Source organism: Thauera propionica, assembly GCF_002245655.1.
Classification (GTDB): Bacteria; Pseudomonadota; Gammaproteobacteria; order Burkholderiales; family Rhodocyclaceae; genus Thauera; species Thauera propionica.
On the sequence record NZ_NOIH01000003.1, the window covers coordinates 21,941 to 38,019 of the forward strand.

Consider the following 16,079-nt stretch of genomic DNA (forward strand, 5'->3'; position numbering starts at 1 on the left):
AGAGGCGTCTGCAGCGGAGCGGTCGCCGCTCAAAAAAGAAGTGGGGAAGTTCGCCGATAAGCCGGGTTCTGTCGAACATCGCCGGCAAGCCGGCGACATCGGGCAGTCATTCCTCTGGGCGCCCCGTTACCGTGGCGCTCTAGCAGCCTACCCGGGAGCGACGCGAGCCACGCCAATGCTCCCCTATTTGGCCTTGCCCCGGATGGGGTTTGCCGTGCCAGTCCTGTTGCCAGTCCTGCGGTGAGCTCTTACCTCACCGTTTCACCCTTGCCTGATCCCGTTTGCACGGGCCATCGGCGGTCTGCTCTCTGTTGCACTTTCCGTCGCCTCACGGCGCCCGGCCGTTAGCCGGCATCCTGCTCTGCGGGGCCCGGACTTTCCTCCACGCACGACGAAGTGCGCAGCGACTGCCTGGCGAACTTCCCGCGGCAGATTATACGCGCTCGTCTCAGCCGCCGTCGGCCGGCGCCGCAACAAAAGTCGGTGCCCCCTCTTTCAGCACGAAACTGCCGACGAGACGACCGGGGGGCTGGCCGGTGGCGTTATCCCAGTCCTGCACACGGCATTGCTCGGTGCTGGCGAGATACCAGCGGTTGCCCTGATGCAGCGCCCACAGACGATCGCCCGCCTCATACACGCGCATTTCGACCAGAGTAGTCGAGCCCGGATGAATGGACACGCGCTTCTGGCAGTGCGGCAGACGGGACGCGATCAGTGACTGCTTGAGCTCGTCATCCCAGAAGAACTTCTGTTCGCGGACCAGGACGAGCGCATGCTGGCTGCCCTCAACCATGTAGGCCGTAGCCGTGTTCTCACAGGCAGACAACACCGGCAGCAGCGCAAGTGCGAGGACAATCCGACGGATACCGCTGATTCGACCCACCATATCCCCCTCCTCAGGCCACCAGTTTCCAGGACACGCTCTCGCCGGCACGCAGCGGCACCAGCGGATCATCTCCCAGGTAAGGGTAGCTTGCCGGCACAGTCCACGACTCCTTGCGCAGCGTGATCGTGTCCGCGTTGGGCGCGAGACCGTAGAAAGCCGGCCCGTTCAGGCTCGCAAAGGCCTCGAGCTTGTCGAGCACACCCGCGGCCTCGAACACCTCGGCGTAGAGCTCGATGCCGGCATGGGCGGTATAGCAGCCTGCACAGCCACAGGCGTTCTCCTTGGTGCTGCGGGCGTGCGGCGCGGAGTCCGTACCAAGGAAGAAGCGCGCGTTGCCTGAAGTGACCGCCGCCACCAGCGCCTCGCGATGCGTCTCGCGCTTGAGCACCGGCAGACAGTAATGATGTGGACGGATGCCACCCTGGAAGATGGCGTTCCGGTTCAGCAGCAGATGGTGCGCCGTCACCGTCGCGGCCACATGCGCCCCGGCGGCGCGCACGAACTGCGCCGCCTCGGCCGTCGTGATGTGTTCGAAGACCACCTTGAGCCCCGGAAAGCGCCGGACCAGCGGCGACAGCGTACGCTCGATGAAGACACGCTCACGGTCGAAAACGTCGACCTCTGCGCCGGTCGCCTCGCCATGCACGCACAGCACGAGCCCGAGCTTCTCCATGCGCTCGAGCACCGGATAGATCTTGTCGATGGCCGTCACGCCGGCATCGGAATTGGTCGTTGCACCAGCTGGGTAAAGCTTGGCGGCCACGATACGGCCCGTCTGGACCGCGCGATCGATTTCGTCCGGCGACAGGTTGTCGGTGAGATAGAGACTCATCAGCGGATCGAAGCGCGTCCCCGGCACTGCAGCGAGGATACGCTCCCGGTAGGCAAGCGCCTGCGCAGTGGTCGTCACCGGCGGCTTCAGGTTCGGCATGATCAACGCACGTCCGAAACGGGCTGCAGTATGCGGTACCACGGTGGCCAGCGCAGCATCGTCGCGAACGTGAAGATGCCAGTCGTCGGGGCGGACGAGGGTGATCGATTGCATGGTGCTTATCCTTGAGCCAAGGTCGTGATTATAGGCGGTCGAAAGCCCTTCAGCGTGGCTCGCGCAACTCGAGCGCGCGCGCATACAGCAGGTTCTTCGGCGCGCCGGTGATCTCCGCGGCAAGCTTTGCGGCGCCCTTCAGCGGCAGTGCCTCGAGCAGCAGCCCGAGGATGCGTTCGGTTTCAGCATCGAGCCCCTGGACCACGGGGGCGCCGCCCAGCACCAGGACGAACTCACCGCGACCACGATTGGGGTCGCCGGCGAACCACTCGGTCGTCTCGCCCAGTGGCATGCGCACGATCTGCTCGTGCAGCTTGGTGATCTCGCGCGCGATCAGCAGTTCGCGCTCGCCGCCGAACACGGCTGCCATGTCCGCCACGCACTCGACGATACGGTGCGGCGCCTCGTAGAACACCATCGTGTCCTGCTCGTCGCACAGCGCCTGCAGGGCCGCGACGCGGGCGGCCGATTTCGGCGGCAGGAAGCCCACGAAACGAAACCCACCTTCGGCAAAGCCGGATACCGACAGCGCGGCCACCGCCGCGCACGGTCCCGGCACGGGCACGACCGGATGTCCTGCCGCACGAACCCGCGCCACCAACTTGGCACCGGGGTCGGAGACGGCGGGTGTTCCCGCATCGGTGATGAGCGCCACCTGCTGCCCCGATTCGAGCAATGCGATCAGCCGTCCGGCCGCCTCCTGCTCGTTGTGCTGATGCACCGCCAGCATTCGCGTCGTGATTCCGAAGGCATCGAGCAGGCGCTGGCTATGCCGGGTATCCTCCGCCGCCACGACGTCGACCGCGGCCAGAACGGACAGCGCACGAACGCCAATGTCATTCATGTTTCCGAGCGGTGTCGCCACCACATATAATGACGATGTACTTGCCAGTGGATTCTGCAGCAGGGAAATGGATGGAGTCATGTCGTCAGTTGGCACGCCGGGCGGCGCAAGGAGGAAAAACAGGAATGGCAGCACGTCAACGCGCCACCGGCGCAGCCCGGAGTCCGGACCGCGACATTGTCGACGCCCGGCCGACCCGCGCGCAAGCGCAGGGACAACTCGCCGAGGACCTGGCCGCCCGCCACCTCACCGCCAACGGCCTGCACCTCATCGCCCGCAACGTGCACTGCCGCGGCGGCGAGGTCGACCTGATCTGCCTCGACCGCAACTGCGTGGTGTTCGTCGAGGTCCGCCTGCGCACCAATGCCCGCTTCGGTGGTGCAGCCGCCAGCATCACCGCGAGCAAACGCCGGCGTGTGCAGCTGGCGGCACAGTGGTGGCTCGCCGGCCAGGGAAGGCGCTTCCAGGGCGCGGCGTGCCGATTTGACGCCGTGCTGCTCGACCGCCCGGACGAAGCGCACATCATCTGGTTACGTGGCGCCTTCGATGCCGGATGAAGGTGCGTGCTAGACTTTTGCGTCCATCGAATGACGAACGCGAAATGGATCTCATCGAGCGCATCTCCCGACAGTTCCAGGACAACACGCGCACCACGCTCGACGCCCTCGAGATGCTCGCCGCCCCGATCGCCGGCGCCATCGAGGTCATGACGTCGAGCCTGCTCGACAATGGCAAGATCCTCGTCTGCGGCGGCAGCGGCTCGTCCGGCGACGCCCGCCGTTTCGCCGCGCAACTGGTCAACGGTTTCGAACTGGAGCGCCCCTCTCTGGCCGCCTTCGCGCTCAGCGCCGACGCCTCCACGCTGGCCCCGATCGCGGGCGACCCGAGTCCGGCAGCGCTTTTCTCGCGCCAGATCCTCGCACTGGGCCAGCCCGGCGACGTTCTCCTCACCTTATCGACCAGCGGCGACTCCTCGCGCATCGTCGACGCGATCCGGGCCGCGCAGGAACGGGACATGCGCATCATCGCGCTGACCGGCATCGAAGGCGGCACGGTGGCCGAACTTCTCGGCCCGGACGATATCCATCTGTGCGCCCCCGCCGATCGCACCGCCCGCATTCAGGAGCTGCATTTGCTCATCCTGCATTGCCTGTGCGACGGTATCGACTGTTTACTACTCGGAGTGGAAGACTGATGCCCAACGCCCCTCACATCGCCAGCTATTCCGCACAGCCCTTGCAGGGCCGCCGCCGGCTCGTCCTAGGCCTGCTGGCTGCAGGCAGCCTGCCTCTGCTTCAGGGCTGCTTCCCGGTCGTCGCCACCGGCGTCGGCGCGGGTGCCGCCATGATTTCCGACCGGCGCACCAGCGGCGCCTACGTCGAGGACGAAGGCATCGAATGGAAGGTCGCCAGCCGTATCCGCGAACGTTTCGGCGATAGCGTTCACATCAACGTCACGTCCTACAACCGCAACGTGCTGCTGACCGGCGAGGCGCCGAACGAGACAGTGCGCGGCGAACTCGAACGCATCGTCGCCGGTGTCGAGCACGTGCGCGGCGTCATCAATGAAGTCGTGGTCGGACCCAATTCGTCCCTGACCGCACGCGGCAACGACGCCTTGATCACCTCCAACGTCAAGGCCCGCTTTGTCGACGCGCAGCGTTTCTCCCCGCACAACGTCAAGGTCGTGACCGAAGCCAACGTCGTCTTCCTGCTCGGCATCGTCACCCGCGCCGAAGCCGACGCCGCAGCCGAGGTGGCCCGCACCAGCAAGGCCGTACGCAAGGTGGTGCGCGTGTTCGAATACATCAGCGAGGAAGAGGCGCGCCGCCTCGACAACCCGACCGGCGCGCGCAAATAGGCGGTTTCAGTCCGCTGCGGAGAGTGCATCGAGCAGTTTCTGATGCACGCCACCGAAACCACCGTTGCTCATCACCAGCACGTGGTCGCCCGGCTGCACCGCGGCGACCACGTCGGCCACCAGCTGCTCCAGCGCCTCATAGGTCCGGGCGCGCTCACCCAGCGGCGACAATGCATCCGCCGCATCCCAGCCCAGATTGTTCGCGTAGCAATACACCTGATCGGCTTCGGCCAGACTGCCCGGCAGTTGCGCCTTCATCACGCCGAGTTTCATCGTATTCGAGCGCGGCTCGAGCACGGCCAGGATGCGCCCCCGCGGCTCTCGCCGACGCAGGCCGCCGACGGTCAGCGCGATCGCCGTCGGATGATGGGCAAAGTCATCGTAGACCCGCACACCCCGCTTGACACCGCGCAGCTCCAGCCGGCGCTTGATGCCCTTGAAACGCGCAAGGCTGGCGATGGCCTGCGCCGGCGTGACCCCGACATGCCGCGCCGCCGCGATTGCTGCCAGGGCGTTCTCGCGGTTGTGACTGCCCGCCAGCGGCATGATGACCCGCCCCTGCTCCACGCCGCCCAAGCTGAACACGGCCTCGGCCTCGGACACCCCTGTCTCGACCGTCCACTGCGCCGGATCGTTGAACCACTCCAGCTCCGACCAGCAGCCGCGGTCGATCACGCGCTTCAGACTATCCTCGCGCGCATTGGCGACCACCCGCCCCATCGCCGGGATCGTACGCACGAGATGGTGGAACTGGGTCTCGATGGCACCCAGGTCGGCAAAGATGTCGGCATGGTCGAACTCGAGGTTGTTCAGGATGGCCGTGCGCGGCCGGTAGTGCACGAACTTGGACCGCTTGTCGCAGAAGGCCGTGTCGTATTCGTCAGCCTCGATCACGAAGAAAGGCGACTCGGTCAGCCGCGCCGAGAGACCGAAGTTCTGCGGCACGCCGCCGACCAGGAAGCCTGGATTCAATCCGGCGTCCTCCAGCATCCATGCCAGCAAGGAGGTCGTCGTCGTCTTGCCGTGCGTGCCAGCCACCGCCAGCACCCAGCGCCCGGCCAGCACATGCTCGGCCAACCACTGCGGCCCGGAAACATAATTCAGACCGCGATCGAGGATCGCCTCGAGCAGCGGGTTGCCACGCGACACTGCATTGCCGACGACGAACACGTCAGGCGCCAGCTCGAGCTGCGACGGATCGTAACCCTCTATCAGGCGGATGCCCTGCTCCTCGAGTTGGGTGCTCATCGGCGGATAGACATTGGCGTCGCAGCCGGTGACGGTGTGGCCCGCCGCGCGCGCAAGCAGCGCCACGCCGCCCATGAAGGTGCCGCAGATACCTATGATGTGGATGTGCATGGGGGAGAAGCTCCGAGAGGCCGTCATCCGGATGAAACCGGCCCGTGTAGAATTGGGCGGCATTCTACCCGACCCCCATCATGCACTCACACGCCCCCCACAGCGGCACCCTGCGGCGCGAGATCGCCGCCCTGGCTGCCCGCATGATGGCCGAAGACGGCATCAGCGACTTCGGCTTCGCCAAACGCAAGGCAGCCAAGCAGCTGGGCGCAAGCGACTCCGACGCCCTGCCCAACAATGCCGAGATCGAGGCCGAGTTGCGCGCGTGGCAGGCCCTGTACCAGGATGAGGAGCAACCCGAGCGCCTGTATGAGATGCGCAGCGCCGCGGTCGAAGTGATGCGCCTGCTGGCCGATTTCCGCCCTTACCTTACGGGCGGCGCCCTAGACGGCACAGCGGGCCGCTACTCGGAACTGGAGATCGAACTCTTCCCCGAGAGTGCCAAGGAGGTCGAGATCTTCTTCCTCAACCAGGATTTCCACTACGAGCATCGCGAGCCCCGGCGGCCCGCGCCCAACACGCCCGAAGCCATCCTGAGCTTCGACTGGGACGATGTGCCAGTCCGCCTGTCGATCTACCCGGCAGGCGCCGAGCGCAGCGGCCGCCGCGGTCAGGAGCGTGCCCGCCTGGCGCAGGTCGAAGCCTTGCTGGCCAGCTCGAGTCTGGACCAGCAACCCAGCCCCTCCGGCGAATGAAGGACGCAGCCATGAACCGAAACCTGCAAACCGCACTGATCCTCGTCGTCGCCCTGCTCGCGGGCATCGGCGGTTACTTCGCCAATCGCGGCGGCCAGTCCGAGCCGGGCACGCAAACCCGCGAGATATCGACCGAGACGGTCAACGCCCTGCTGGCCTTGAACCTGCCCGATACCCATGGCCACGTGCAAGCCCTCGAACAATGGCGCGGCAAGGTCATAGTCGCCAACTTCTGGGCCACCTGGTGCCCGCCATGTCGCAAGGAGATCCCGGACTTCGCTGCCGCCAGTCAGGCGCTTGCAGACCAGCCGGTGCAATTCGTCGGCATCAGCATCGACAGTCTGGAGAAGGTGCAGACCTTCGACGAAGAGTTCAAGGTGCCCTACCCCCTGCTGATCGCCGGCCCCGAAGTCCTCACGCTGGCGGCCGGCTTCGGCAACGACGCCCGCGCCCTGCCCTTCACGGTCATCATCGATCGCGACGGCAAAGCCCGTCACATCAAGCTCGGCACCTTGAACCGGGAGGAACTCGAGGGCAGAATCCGCGCACTGCTCGCCCTCTGAGGCTGACTCCGCAATAGCCGCAACTGGACAAGTTGACGGGAATTACGGCAAACTCGCCGCCATGAAGCGTACATCACGCAGCCAAAAGGCTGAGTGGCGACGCGGCGGGAGTCACGTTTCGCCCACTCGCACCAGCGTTTTTGGCCATCGACCGAGCCTGGCAACAAGCCACCGCAGGGGGCTTGCCGTGGGCTTTTCGCTGCTTCCGACCGTCATCGGCCGCCAGCCTGGTCATTTCCAGAACCCGCCGCGCGCAACATCGCGCCATCCCAACGCCCGTTCGCGGCACCCAGAAAATTAATCCACCACTGCCGTCGGCCGCCCTGTCAGGCGAGGCCGCTCGGTCCGGAGAACTAGCATGGATCTGCGCAAGCTGAAGAAACTCATCGACCTCGTCCAGGAATCGGGCATCTCCGAACTGGAAGTCACCGAGGGCGAGGAAAAGGTCCGCATCGCCAAGCATTTTGGCGGCGCCGCCGCGCCGGCAACCTACGTCGCCCACGTTCCGGCTGCCGCGCCTGCCGCACCGATGCCCGCAGCCGCAGCCGAGCCCGCCGCTGCCGCACTGCCCGAAGGCAACGTCGTCAAGTCGCCGATGGTCGGCACCTTCTACCGCGCCTCGGCACCCGGCGCCAAGCCGATGGCTGACGTCGGCCAGAGCGTGTCGGTGGGCGACCGCCTGTGCATCATCGAGGCGATGAAGCTGATGAACGAGATCGAGTCCGAGTTCTCCGGCGTGGTGAAGGCAATCCTGGTCGAGAACGGCCAGCCGGTCGAGTACGGCCAGCCGCTCTTCGTCATCGGCTGATCGCGCCATGTTCGAGAAGATCCTCATCGCCAACCGCGGAGAGATCGCACTCCGCATCCTGCGGGCGTGCCGCGAACTGGGCATCAAGACCGTCGCGGTGCATTCCGAGGCGGACACCGAGGCCAAGTACGTACGCCTGGCCGACGAGTCCGTGTGCATCGGCCCCGCCTCCTCCACGCTCAGCTACCTCAATGTCCCGGCCATCATCTCCGCAGCGGAAGTGACCGATGCCGAGGCGATCCACCCCGGCTACGGCTTCCTGTCGGAGAACGCCGACTTCGCCGAGCGCGTCGAGCAGTCGGGCTTCGTCTTCATCGGCCCACGCCCCGATACCATCCGCCTGATGGGCGACAAGGTGTCGGCCAAGGATGCGATGAAAGCCGCCGGCGTGCCCTGCGTGCCGGGCTCCGACGGCGCACTGCCCGAGGACCCGAAGGAAATCGTCAAGATCGCGCGCGCCATCGGCTATCCGGTGATCATCAAGGCGGCGGGCGGCGGCGGCGGGCGCGGCATGCGCGTGGTGCACACCGAGGCCGCGCTGCTCAACGCCGTCACCACCACCCGCGCCGAAGCCCAGGCGGCATTCGGCAACCCCGTGGTGTACATGGAAAAGTTCCTCGAGAACCCACGCCACGTCGAGATCCAGGTGCTGGCCGACCAGCACGGCAATGCCGTCTATCTGGGCGAGCGCGACTGCTCGATGCAGCGCCGCCACCAGAAGGTCATCGAGGAAGCGCCCGCGCCCGGCATTGATCGCAAGCTGATCGCCAAAGTCGGCGAGCGCTGCGCCGAAGCCTGCCGCAAGATCGGCTATCGCGGCGCAGGCACCTTCGAGTTCCTGTTCGAGAACGACGAGTTCTACTTCATCGAAATGAACACCCGTCTGCAGGTCGAGCACCCGGTGACCGAGTTCATCACCGGCGTCGACCTGGTGCAGGCGCAGGTGCGCGTCGCTGCCGGCGAGAAGCTGTGGTTCCGCCAGCGCGACATCGAGTTCCGCGGCCATGCCATCGAATGCCGCATCAATGCCGAGGACCCGTTCAAGTTCACGCCGTCGCCCGGCCGCATCAGCAACTGGCACACGCCCGGCGGCCCCGGCGTGCGGGTCGATTCGCACGTGTACAACGGCTACACCGTGCCGCCGCATTACGACTCGATGATCGGCAAGCTCATCACTTACGGCGACACCCGCGACCAGGCCATCCGTCGCATGCGCATCGCACTGTCGGAAATGATGGTCGAGGGCATCAAGACCAACGTCCCGCTGCACCAGACGCTGATGCTCGACCCGCGCTTCATCGAAGGCGGCACCAGCATCCACTACCTGGAGCACAAGCTGGCCGACCGCAACGAAGTGAAGGGCTGAGCACCGATGTGGATCTCGGTCACACTGCAGGCTGACGCGGCAAAGGCCGAAGCGCTGTCCGACGCCCTGATGGAGGCCGGCGCACTGTCGGTGTCCATCGAGGATGCCGACGCCGGCACCGAGGCGGAGACGCCCCAATTCGGCGAGCCCGGCCACCTGCCGACCGCGCTGTGGGACCACAGCCGCGTCATCGCGCTGGTGGACGGCGACACCGACGATGCCGCCCTCGCCGCCCTGCTCACCGAAGCGTCGAAGGCCGCTGGCTTCACCGTCGTGCCACCCTACACCACCGAACAGGTCGCCGAGCAGAACTGGGTGCAACTCACGCAAAGCCAGTTCGATCCGATCCGCATCACCGACCGGCTGTGGATAGTGCCGTCGTGGCACGAGGCGCCCGATCCGGCGGCGATCAACATCGAGCTCGACCCGGGCATGGCCTTCGGTACCGGCTCGCACCCGACCACCCGGCTGTGCCTCGAATGGCTGTGTGACAGCATCACACCCGGTTGCAGCGTGCTCGACTACGGCTGCGGCTCGGGCATCCTCGCCATCGCGGCAGCCAAGCTGGGCGCGGGCGACGTGCTTGGCGTCGATATCGACGAGAAGGCAGTCGAGGCCGCACGCGACAACGCCGAACGCAACGCCACGACGATTCGCCTGCAGCACTCGGGCACGCCGGTCGGCGACACCTTCGATGTCGTGGTCGCCAACATCCTGACCAACCCCTTGTGCGTACTGGCTCCCGCCATTGCCGCGCGCGTTGCGCCGGGAGGCAAGGTGGCGCTGTCGGGCGTGCTCGAAACCCAAGCCGAGCAGGTCATCGAAGCCTGGGCGCCCTTCATCGCGCTGCAGGTCGGCGCCACGCACGAAGGCTGGATCCGACTCGAGGGGCAACGCCCCGTCGCATGATGCTGACCCGCTGCCCAGCCTGCCAGACGGTGTTCCGGCTCAGTCCGGAACAGCTCAACGCGCGTCGGGGCGAGGTTCGCTGCGGCCATTGCTTCCACCCCTTCAACGCTCGCGAACACGAGATCCGCCCACGCGAGGCTCTGGCTTCGCCGCGCTCGCCGCGCCTGACCTTTCCGGAAATCGAGACGGCGGCGCCGTCGCCAGCACCGGCACCGGCAGAACCGATCCGACCGCCAGTCGCGGATGAGCCCGTCCAGACGCAGGCGGCAAGCCTGACCGATCTCGATTTCGTGATTCCGGATTTCCCCGGCCTGACGCCACCGCGCGAGCGTTTCGATCCAGAACCGCTCGATACCGATGCCGATGCATCCCGTGCGCAGCCTACGGCAACGTTGCCAGAGGTTCTTCGCAGCGGACGCAGGGCAGCACCCGCCGAGTCCGCGGGCCAAGGCGAACAGCCGTCGACCTCCGAAGCAAACCCGGCGGTCGAAGAAGCGCCCCCAGATGCGGCAGCGCTCTCTGCGGCGGATGTCCGCGCTGAACCCCTCTCGCCCGGAAACGAGGCCGAGATCGTAGCGCCCGAACCCGCCACGGCGCCCCCCGAGCCTGTCGTGCCGGCCGACATCAAGCCAGCCCACATCGACATCGCGCGGCTCGACGCACGGTACGGCCGCCCACCCAAGCCGGCCAGCGCCGCGGTGCGCACGCTGGAAGGTCTCACCGTCGGCCTGCTGGCCGGGCTATTGCTTGTACAGGGCACCTATCTGTATCGCACCGAGATCGCACGCGAACTGCCCGGCCTGCGCCCGATCCTGACGACCGCCTGCGCACAGCTGGGCTGCGACGTTCCCTATCCCCGCAATGCAGAGTCGATCGGGCTCGACGCCTCGGACCTGCAATCGGAACCGGGACGGCCGGGCAATTACGTCCTGCACGCCACGGTCAACAACCGCGCGGACTATGCACAGACCTGGCCCCATCTGGAATTGACGCTGACCGATGCGCGCGACATGCCGATCGCCCGCCGAACCCTCGCTCCAGACGAATGGGTTCCGGCGGCGCAACGCGTCGAGGCGTTCGCAGGGCGGCGGGCGGTCAATGCCCGCATCCGCTTCGAAGCGCCTGATCTTGCACCAACCGGCTACCGGGTCTACGTCTTCTACCCCTGACCTTCTACCGGTAACGCCCGTCGTCTCGGCACTCAGCGCGTCACGCGCGTGGTGCCGGCGTCGCGCAGCACGCGCACGCGCTCGCCGGGCCGGAAACCCTCGCCCTCGTCGGCCTGCACCACGGCCAGGAACTGGCCGTTATCCAGCCGAACGGTGACTTCAACCCCTTGCGTACGCGTCACGCCTTCCTCGACCGCAGCGCCGGCCACGCCACCCGCCACAGCCCCGATCACCGTCGCCACCGCCTGACCGCGGCCGCCGCCGATCGTGCTGCCGGCAATGCCGCCCACGGCCGCGCCTGCCACCGTACCCACCGGCGACTTGGTCCCCTCCAGTTGCACGCCGCGCACCGACTCGACGGTACCGAACTGCACCGTCATCGCGCGGCGCGCCTCGGTGCGCGAATAAGTTCCACCACCCAGCCCCTGCGCACAACCGCCAAGGATCAGCAATGCAGCAAGCGCACCCGCCGTGGCCCGCAGCCTGGTCGATTTCAGATTCACCATAGATCCTCCCCGAAAGCCTGCCGATAGCGCGCCGCAATATCGTCGCGCGTCGGCTGGTGGTTTTGTCCGCCACGGCAGGCGATCTTGATCGCGCCCATCACCGCAGCCAAACGGCCCGCACGCAGCATGTCCCAGCCATTCGCGATGCCGTGAAGCAGGCCGGCCCGATACGCGTCGCCACAGCCCGTGGGATCGACGATCGCATCCGGTCTGGCGGCTGGGATGCTCAACACCTTACCGCGATGATGGATACGCGAACCTTCGCCACCCAAGGTCACCACAAAGGCATCCACCATCGCGGCGAGATCGGCCTCGCTGCGGCCCGTCTTCTCGCACATCAGGCGAGCCTCGTAGTCATTGACCGTGCAGTAGGTAGCCAGTTGCAGGCATTCGAGTAACTCTTCGCTACCGAGAATCGGCAGCGCCTGACCCGGATCGAACACGAAGGGCACGCCTGCCTCGGCAAAGCCCTTCGCATGGCGCAACATGCCATCGCGGCCGTCAGGCGACACGATACCCAGCTTCACGCCCTTCGCCTCGCGCACATCGTTAAGGTGCGAATGAAACATCGCGCCAGGGTGGAAGGCGGTGATCTGGTTGTCGTCGAGGTCCGTCGTGATGAAGGCCTGGGCGGTGAAGGTGCCCGGGACCTCGCGCACATGATCCTCGCGCAGCCCCAGCTTCTGCAGGCGATAGCGATAGGGGCCGGCATCCTCGCCGACGGTGGCCATGATCAGCGGATCGCTGCCGAGCAACTTCAAGGAATAGGCAATGTTGCCGGCGCAGCCACCGAACTCGCGGCGCAGATCCGGCACCAGGAAGGATACATTCAGGATGTGGATCTGCTCGGGCAGGATGTGATTCTTGAAGCGGTCGTGGAAGACCATGATCGAGTCGTAGGCGACCGATCCGCAGACGAGGATGGACATAGGGCAGGCCCGCAGGGACGAATGAAAAAGGCCGCCATTATACGAGGCGGCCCTGCTGCCCTGTCCGGCAGACGGTCACGTTCCCGGCAGGATTGGCGACGCGACCGAGGCCGCTCGCCTGCCGGAAGCCATGTCAGTCCACCAGTCCTGCGCGCAGGCGCTCAGCCATCTCCTGCAGGGCCTCGCGCGACGGGTTCTTCACCGGCCACGCCAGCGCCATGCCGTCGTCCGTCCATCGCGGCAGCACGTGGATATGGAAGTGGAACACCGTCTGCGCGCCTGCGGGCTCGTTCGCCTGCAAAAGCGTCACGCCCTCGCAGCCGGTCACTTTCTTCACCGTCCGCGCCATTCGAGCCGCCGTGCGCAGCGCCGCGCCAGCCAGCGTGTCGTCGAGCGCGTAGATGTTGTCGCGATGCGGTTTCACCATCACCAGCATGTGGCCGGGATTCACCGACTGGATGTCCATGATCGCGAGCGTGTGCTCATCCTCATACACCTTCGATGCCGGCAGTTCGCCCTTCACGATGCGGCAGAACACGCAGTTGTCCATCCCCTCTCCTCGTCTGTCTGCGTTTCAGTCATCGCATCGTAACCATCGCGTCACCGCATCGCAACGCAGGCTTTCGAGAATGGCCCCATTCCAACAGGACGGACAACAGCCATGCTCGAGAACCGCCAGCCCCGCCAGGACACCGCCGCCCGCAAGGGCCGCAACCTCCACGTCGGCCTCGCCACCTGCGAAACCGAGATCCTCGAAGCCCAGAAGCTGCGCTATCGCGTGTTCGCCGACGAGATGGGCGCTCGCCTGCCGACCCGCACGCCGGGCGTCGACCGCGACATCTACGACCCCTTCTGCGAACACCTGATCGTGCGCGACGAAGATGCCGGCCGCATCGTCGGCACCTACCGCATCCTGTCCCCGTCCGCGGCGCGCAGGGTCGGCGGATACTACTCGGAGAACGAATTCGACCTCACCCGCCTCCAGCACCTCCGCCCGCGGCTGGTCGAGATCGGGCGCTCCTGCATCGATGCCGACTACCGCAGTGGCGCGGTGATCGCGCTGCTATGGGGCGGCCTCGCACGCTACATGCAGGAGAACGGCTACGACTATCTGGTCGGCTGCGCCTCGGTCAGCATGGCTGACGGCGGCCACGCCGCAGCCAGCCTGTATAATCGCCTGCGCGAAAAGCACCTCGCACCGACCGAGTACCACGTGTTCCCGCGCTGCCCACTGCCGATGCGCGCACTGCGCAGTGACCTTGCCGCCGAGCCGCCGCCGCTGATCAAGGGCTACCTGCGCGCTGGCGCCTGGATCTGCGGCGACCCCGCCTGGGATCCCGACTTCAACACCGCCGACCTGCCGATCCTTATGCCGATGACCAAGGTCGACGACCGCTACGCGCGACACTTCATGGGACGCCAAGGCTGATGAACGGACAGGGGCAGACCGCTGACCTGCGGACGCAGACACAGGCCTCGGCGGCCGCTCCTGTCGTGCCGGCCGCATTCGCACCCACACCGCCGCTCTTGCGCGCCTGGCGCTACCTGCGGCTCACCCTTCACCTGCTGCAGGGTGCGGCAACGCTGGCGCTGGTCTATCCCTTGTGCAAGCCCACGACCCGGCTGAGCCTGCGCCAGCGCTGGTCCCGGCGCCTGCTCGTCATCCTGGGTCTGCGCCTGCAGCTGGAAGGTGCGCCGATCGCACCGGGCGCGATGCTGGTCGCCAACCACATCTCCTGGGTGGACATCTTCGTCATCAATGCCGCCTCCCCTTCAGCCTTCGTCAGCAAGGCCGAGGTGCGCAGCTGGCCGCTCATAGGCTGGCTGGCCGCGCGCAACGACACCATCTTCCTGCGCCGTGGCAGCCGCGGCCACGCGCGCATCATCAATGCCGAGATCGCCGCCTTGCTGGACGCCGGCCGCAACGTGGCCATCTTCCCCGAAGGCACGACCACCGACGGCAGCCACGTGCTGCATTTCCACGCCGCGCTGCTGCAACCTGCCGTCGCCAGCGGCCACGCCGTGCAGCCGCTCGCGTTGAGCTACCGGAACCCGGATGGAAGCCACAGCCGCGCGCCCGCCTACGACGGCGAACTGAGCCTGGGCCAATGCACGGCCAACATCATCGCAGCGCGGGAGCTCGTCGCACGGGTAACGGTTTCGGCGCCCATCGAGACGGCCGAAGGCATCGACCGCCGCAGCCTCGCCCAACAGGCTCGTGCCGCAGTCATGCGGGATATCGGCGCCTAACCCGGCACCTGGAACACCTCGCCGTCCTCGATGCGCACCGCAGTGAGCTTGCCGCCCCACACGCAGCCCGAATCGAGCGCAATCAGTCCCGGCTCGCGGTAGAAACCCAGCGCCGACCAATGGCCGCACACAATCGTGTGCGTGCGATTCATCCGGTCCGGCACGCGGAACCACGGCAGCGTGCCCGGCGGCGCCTGGTCGGGTGCCCCTTTCGCGCGCAATGCCATGCGTCCGTCGGGCGAGCAAAAGCGCATCCGCGTGCAGGCGTTGACGATCACGCGCAGCCGATCCCAGCCCTTGAGCTTTTCGTCCCAGCGCTCGGGCCGGTTGCCGGCCAGTTGCAGCAGGAAGGTCTTCGCCTTCGGCCCAGTCAGCGCCGCTGCAACCTCGTCGGACAGCGCCTTCGCCTTCGCCACGGTCCAGCCGGGCAGCAAGCCCGCATGCACCAGCACGTGGTCGCCCTCGACCTGTACCAGCGGCCGCTGTGCCAGCCAGCCCAGCAATTCGTCGCGATCCGGCGCCTCCAGTACCTGGAACAGGGTGTCGTCACTGTCACGCCGCGAATAGCCGGCCGCAACCATCAGCAGATAGAGATCATGGTTGCCGAGCACGACATTCGCCGCCGGCCCCATGTCTCGCAGCATGCGCAGCACGCGCAGCGACTCCGGCCCGCGATTGACGAGATCGCCAACCACCCAGAGCTGGTCCCTTGCAGGGTCGAAGGCGATGCGCTCGAGCATCCGATCGAGCGGTCCGTAACAGCCCTGGATGTCGCCGATGGCGTAGCTTGGCATGCTGGGAACGGGGGTGCGCAAAGACCCGCACCGAGAACGTGAAAGGGAGCTGAATCTTACCGGCGTATTGCTGCGCTCGGGTTTCATCTGAGTTGC

At 66.5% G+C, this 16,079-nt stretch carries 19 protein-coding genes and 1 other RNA gene; 11 read left to right on the forward strand and 9 right to left on the reverse strand.

What is annotated here, in order from left to right; genetic code table 11:
- Window positions 1-41: 41 nt before the first annotated feature.
- The 4 genes from rnpB to rsmI form a co-directional block, all read right to left on the reverse strand.
- Window positions 42-423: RNase P RNA component class A (rnpB, locus tag CGK74_RS01490), an RNA gene on the reverse strand.
- Window positions 424-448: 25 nt separating this feature from the next.
- Window positions 449-886, reverse strand: coding sequence for a hypothetical protein (locus CGK74_RS01495; protein WP_094266768.1), 438 nt, complete (start codon window positions 884-886; stop codon window positions 449-451).
- A 10-nt stretch (window positions 887-896) separates the two neighbouring features.
- Window positions 897-1,931, reverse strand: a complete 1,035-nt coding sequence (gene pyrC, locus CGK74_RS01500; protein ID WP_094266769.1) for a dihydroorotase — start codon at window positions 1,929-1,931, stop codon at window positions 897-899.
- 49 nt (window positions 1,932-1,980) lie between these two features.
- Window positions 1,981-2,856 (reverse strand): 16S rRNA (cytidine(1402)-2'-O)-methyltransferase, encoded by an 876-nt coding sequence (rsmI, locus tag CGK74_RS01505; protein ID WP_094266770.1) that lies wholly within the window; start codon window positions 2,854-2,856, stop codon window positions 1,981-1,983.
- A gap of 44 nt (window positions 2,857-2,900) precedes the next feature.
- Here rsmI and CGK74_RS01510 point away from each other — a divergent pair, with 44 nt between their 5' ends.
- Genes CGK74_RS01510 through CGK74_RS01520 form a run of 3 tightly spaced genes read left to right on the forward strand, consistent with a single transcriptional unit; the run spans window position 2,901 to window position 4,635 of the window.
- Window positions 2,901-3,332, forward strand: a complete 432-nt coding sequence (locus CGK74_RS01510) for a YraN family protein (protein WP_094266771.1) — start codon at window positions 2,901-2,903, stop codon at window positions 3,330-3,332.
- Between the two features lie 44 nt (window positions 3,333-3,376).
- A complete protein-coding gene (locus tag CGK74_RS01515; RefSeq protein ID WP_094266772.1) occupies window positions 3,377-3,970 on the forward strand; it encodes an SIS domain-containing protein in 594 nt (197 codons plus the stop codon).
- On the forward strand, window positions 3,970-4,635 hold the full coding sequence (locus CGK74_RS01520; protein WP_094266773.1) for a BON domain-containing protein: 666 nt from the start codon (window positions 3,970-3,972) through the stop codon (window positions 4,633-4,635). Before CGK74_RS01515 ends, CGK74_RS01520 begins: the two co-directional genes overlap by 1 nt.
- A gap of 6 nt (window positions 4,636-4,641) precedes the next feature.
- Here the strand turns inward: CGK74_RS01520 and mpl are convergent, their stop codons facing one another.
- Window positions 4,642-5,994, reverse strand: a complete 1,353-nt coding sequence (gene mpl / locus CGK74_RS01525; RefSeq protein WP_094266774.1) for a UDP-N-acetylmuramate:L-alanyl-gamma-D-glutamyl-meso-diaminopimelate ligase — start codon at window positions 5,992-5,994, stop codon at window positions 4,642-4,644.
- A 143-nt stretch (window positions 5,995-6,137) separates the two neighbouring features.
- Here mpl and CGK74_RS01530 point away from each other — a divergent pair, with 143 nt between their 5' ends.
- The 6 genes from CGK74_RS01530 to CGK74_RS01555 all read left to right on the forward strand — a co-directional run bounded on the left by CGK74_RS01530 (window position 6,138) and on the right by CGK74_RS01555 (window position 11,504).
- Window positions 6,138-6,689 (forward strand): hypothetical protein, encoded by a 552-nt coding sequence (locus CGK74_RS01530; RefSeq protein ID WP_240498620.1) that lies wholly within the window; start codon window positions 6,138-6,140, stop codon window positions 6,687-6,689.
- An 11-nt stretch (window positions 6,690-6,700) separates the two neighbouring features.
- Window positions 6,701-7,252: a TlpA family protein disulfide reductase gene (locus CGK74_RS01535; RefSeq protein ID WP_094267399.1), complete on the forward strand. Its 552-nt coding sequence runs from the start codon at window positions 6,701-6,703 to the stop codon at window positions 7,250-7,252.
- 358 nt (window positions 7,253-7,610) lie between these two features.
- The gene (gene accB / locus CGK74_RS01540; RefSeq protein WP_094266776.1) at window positions 7,611-8,060 is read left to right on the forward strand and encodes an acetyl-CoA carboxylase biotin carboxyl carrier protein; all 450 of its coding nucleotides are present in this window, start codon (window positions 7,611-7,613) and stop codon (window positions 8,058-8,060) included.
- A 7-nt stretch (window positions 8,061-8,067) separates the two neighbouring features.
- On the forward strand, window positions 8,068-9,426 hold the full coding sequence (gene accC, locus CGK74_RS01545) for an acetyl-CoA carboxylase biotin carboxylase subunit (RefSeq protein ID WP_004291961.1): 1,359 nt from the start codon (window positions 8,068-8,070) through the stop codon (window positions 9,424-9,426).
- Window positions 9,427-9,432: 6 nt separating this feature from the next.
- A complete protein-coding gene (gene prmA / locus CGK74_RS01550) occupies window positions 9,433-10,335 on the forward strand; it encodes a 50S ribosomal protein L11 methyltransferase (RefSeq protein WP_094266777.1) in 903 nt (300 codons plus the stop codon).
- On the forward strand, window positions 10,332-11,504 hold the full coding sequence (locus CGK74_RS01555; protein WP_094266778.1) for a DUF3426 domain-containing protein: 1,173 nt from the start codon (window positions 10,332-10,334) through the stop codon (window positions 11,502-11,504). The genes prmA and CGK74_RS01555 overlap by 4 nt, the downstream gene beginning before the upstream one ends.
- 32 nt (window positions 11,505-11,536) lie before the next feature.
- Here CGK74_RS01555 and CGK74_RS01560 read toward each other — a convergent pair whose 3' ends face one another.
- From CGK74_RS01560 to CGK74_RS01570, 3 genes are all read right to left on the reverse strand, one after another.
- Window positions 11,537-12,010 (reverse strand): outer membrane lipoprotein, encoded by a 474-nt coding sequence (locus tag CGK74_RS01560; RefSeq protein ID WP_094266779.1) that lies wholly within the window; start codon window positions 12,008-12,010, stop codon window positions 11,537-11,539.
- Window positions 12,004-12,939: a carbohydrate kinase family protein gene (locus CGK74_RS01565; protein ID WP_094266780.1), complete on the reverse strand. Its 936-nt coding sequence runs from the start codon at window positions 12,937-12,939 to the stop codon at window positions 12,004-12,006. The genes CGK74_RS01560 and CGK74_RS01565 overlap by 7 nt, the downstream gene beginning before the upstream one ends.
- Window positions 12,940-13,072: 133 nt before the next feature.
- Complete coding sequence (locus tag CGK74_RS01570) at window positions 13,073-13,489, reverse strand: HIT family protein (RefSeq protein WP_004291956.1); 417 nt, start codon at window positions 13,487-13,489, stop codon at window positions 13,073-13,075.
- 111 nt (window positions 13,490-13,600) lie between these two features.
- Between CGK74_RS01570 and CGK74_RS01575 the strand changes: the two genes are divergently transcribed.
- Together CGK74_RS01575 and CGK74_RS01580 are read left to right on the forward strand one after the other, a co-directional pair.
- Entirely contained in the window at window positions 13,601-14,368 is a 768-nt protein-coding gene (locus CGK74_RS01575; protein ID WP_094266781.1) for a GNAT family N-acetyltransferase, read from the forward strand.
- A gap of 98 nt (window positions 14,369-14,466) precedes the next feature.
- On the forward strand, window positions 14,467-15,189 hold the full coding sequence (locus CGK74_RS01580; RefSeq protein WP_240498621.1) for a lysophospholipid acyltransferase family protein: 723 nt from the start codon (window positions 14,467-14,469) through the stop codon (window positions 15,187-15,189).
- Here CGK74_RS01580 and CGK74_RS01585 read toward each other — a convergent pair.
- Window positions 15,186-15,983 (reverse strand): symmetrical bis(5'-nucleosyl)-tetraphosphatase, encoded by a 798-nt coding sequence (locus CGK74_RS01585; RefSeq protein WP_094266783.1) that lies wholly within the window; start codon window positions 15,981-15,983, stop codon window positions 15,186-15,188. The genes CGK74_RS01580 and CGK74_RS01585 overlap by 4 nt on opposite strands.
- Window positions 15,984-16,079 lie beyond the last annotated feature (96 nt).

Bases quoted from the DNA above. Each gene is read 5' to 3' on its own strand.
- CGK74_RS01495 (WP_094266768.1), bottom strand. From the start codon at position 886: ATGGTGGGTCGAATCAGCGGTATCCGTCGGATTGTCCTCGCACTTGCG.
- pyrC (WP_094266769.1), bottom strand. From the start codon at position 1,931: ATGCAATCGATCACCCTCGTCCGCCCCGACGACTGGCATCTTCACGTT.
- rsmI (WP_094266770.1), bottom strand. From the start codon at position 2,856: ATGACTCCATCCATTTCCCTGCTGCAGAATCCACTGGCAAGTACATCG.
- CGK74_RS01510 (WP_094266771.1), top strand. From the start codon at position 2,901: ATGGCAGCACGTCAACGCGCCACCGGCGCAGCCCGGAGTCCGGACCGC.
- CGK74_RS01515 (WP_094266772.1), top strand. From the start codon at position 3,377: ATGGATCTCATCGAGCGCATCTCCCGACAGTTCCAGGACAACACGCGC.
- CGK74_RS01520 (WP_094266773.1), top strand. From the start codon at position 3,970: ATGCCCAACGCCCCTCACATCGCCAGCTATTCCGCACAGCCCTTGCAG.
- mpl (WP_094266774.1), bottom strand. From the start codon at position 5,994: ATGCACATCCACATCATAGGTATCTGCGGCACCTTCATGGGCGGCGTG.
- CGK74_RS01530 (WP_240498620.1), top strand. From the start codon at position 6,138: ATGATGGCCGAAGACGGCATCAGCGACTTCGGCTTCGCCAAACGCAAG.
- CGK74_RS01535 (WP_094267399.1), top strand. From the start codon at position 6,701: ATGAACCGAAACCTGCAAACCGCACTGATCCTCGTCGTCGCCCTGCTC.
- accB (WP_094266776.1), top strand. From the start codon at position 7,611: ATGGATCTGCGCAAGCTGAAGAAACTCATCGACCTCGTCCAGGAATCG.
- accC (WP_004291961.1), top strand. From the start codon at position 8,068: ATGTTCGAGAAGATCCTCATCGCCAACCGCGGAGAGATCGCACTCCGC.
- prmA (WP_094266777.1), top strand. From the start codon at position 9,433: ATGTGGATCTCGGTCACACTGCAGGCTGACGCGGCAAAGGCCGAAGCG.
- CGK74_RS01555 (WP_094266778.1), top strand. From the start codon at position 10,332: ATGATGCTGACCCGCTGCCCAGCCTGCCAGACGGTGTTCCGGCTCAGT.
- CGK74_RS01560 (WP_094266779.1), bottom strand. From the start codon at position 12,010: ATGGTGAATCTGAAATCGACCAGGCTGCGGGCCACGGCGGGTGCGCTT.
- CGK74_RS01565 (WP_094266780.1), bottom strand. From the start codon at position 12,939: ATGTCCATCCTCGTCTGCGGATCGGTCGCCTACGACTCGATCATGGTC.
- CGK74_RS01570 (WP_004291956.1), bottom strand. From the start codon at position 13,489: ATGGACAACTGCGTGTTCTGCCGCATCGTGAAGGGCGAACTGCCGGCA.
- CGK74_RS01575 (WP_094266781.1), top strand. From the start codon at position 13,601: ATGCTCGAGAACCGCCAGCCCCGCCAGGACACCGCCGCCCGCAAGGGC.
- CGK74_RS01585 (WP_094266783.1), bottom strand. From the start codon at position 15,983: ATGCCAAGCTACGCCATCGGCGACATCCAGGGCTGTTACGGACCGCTC.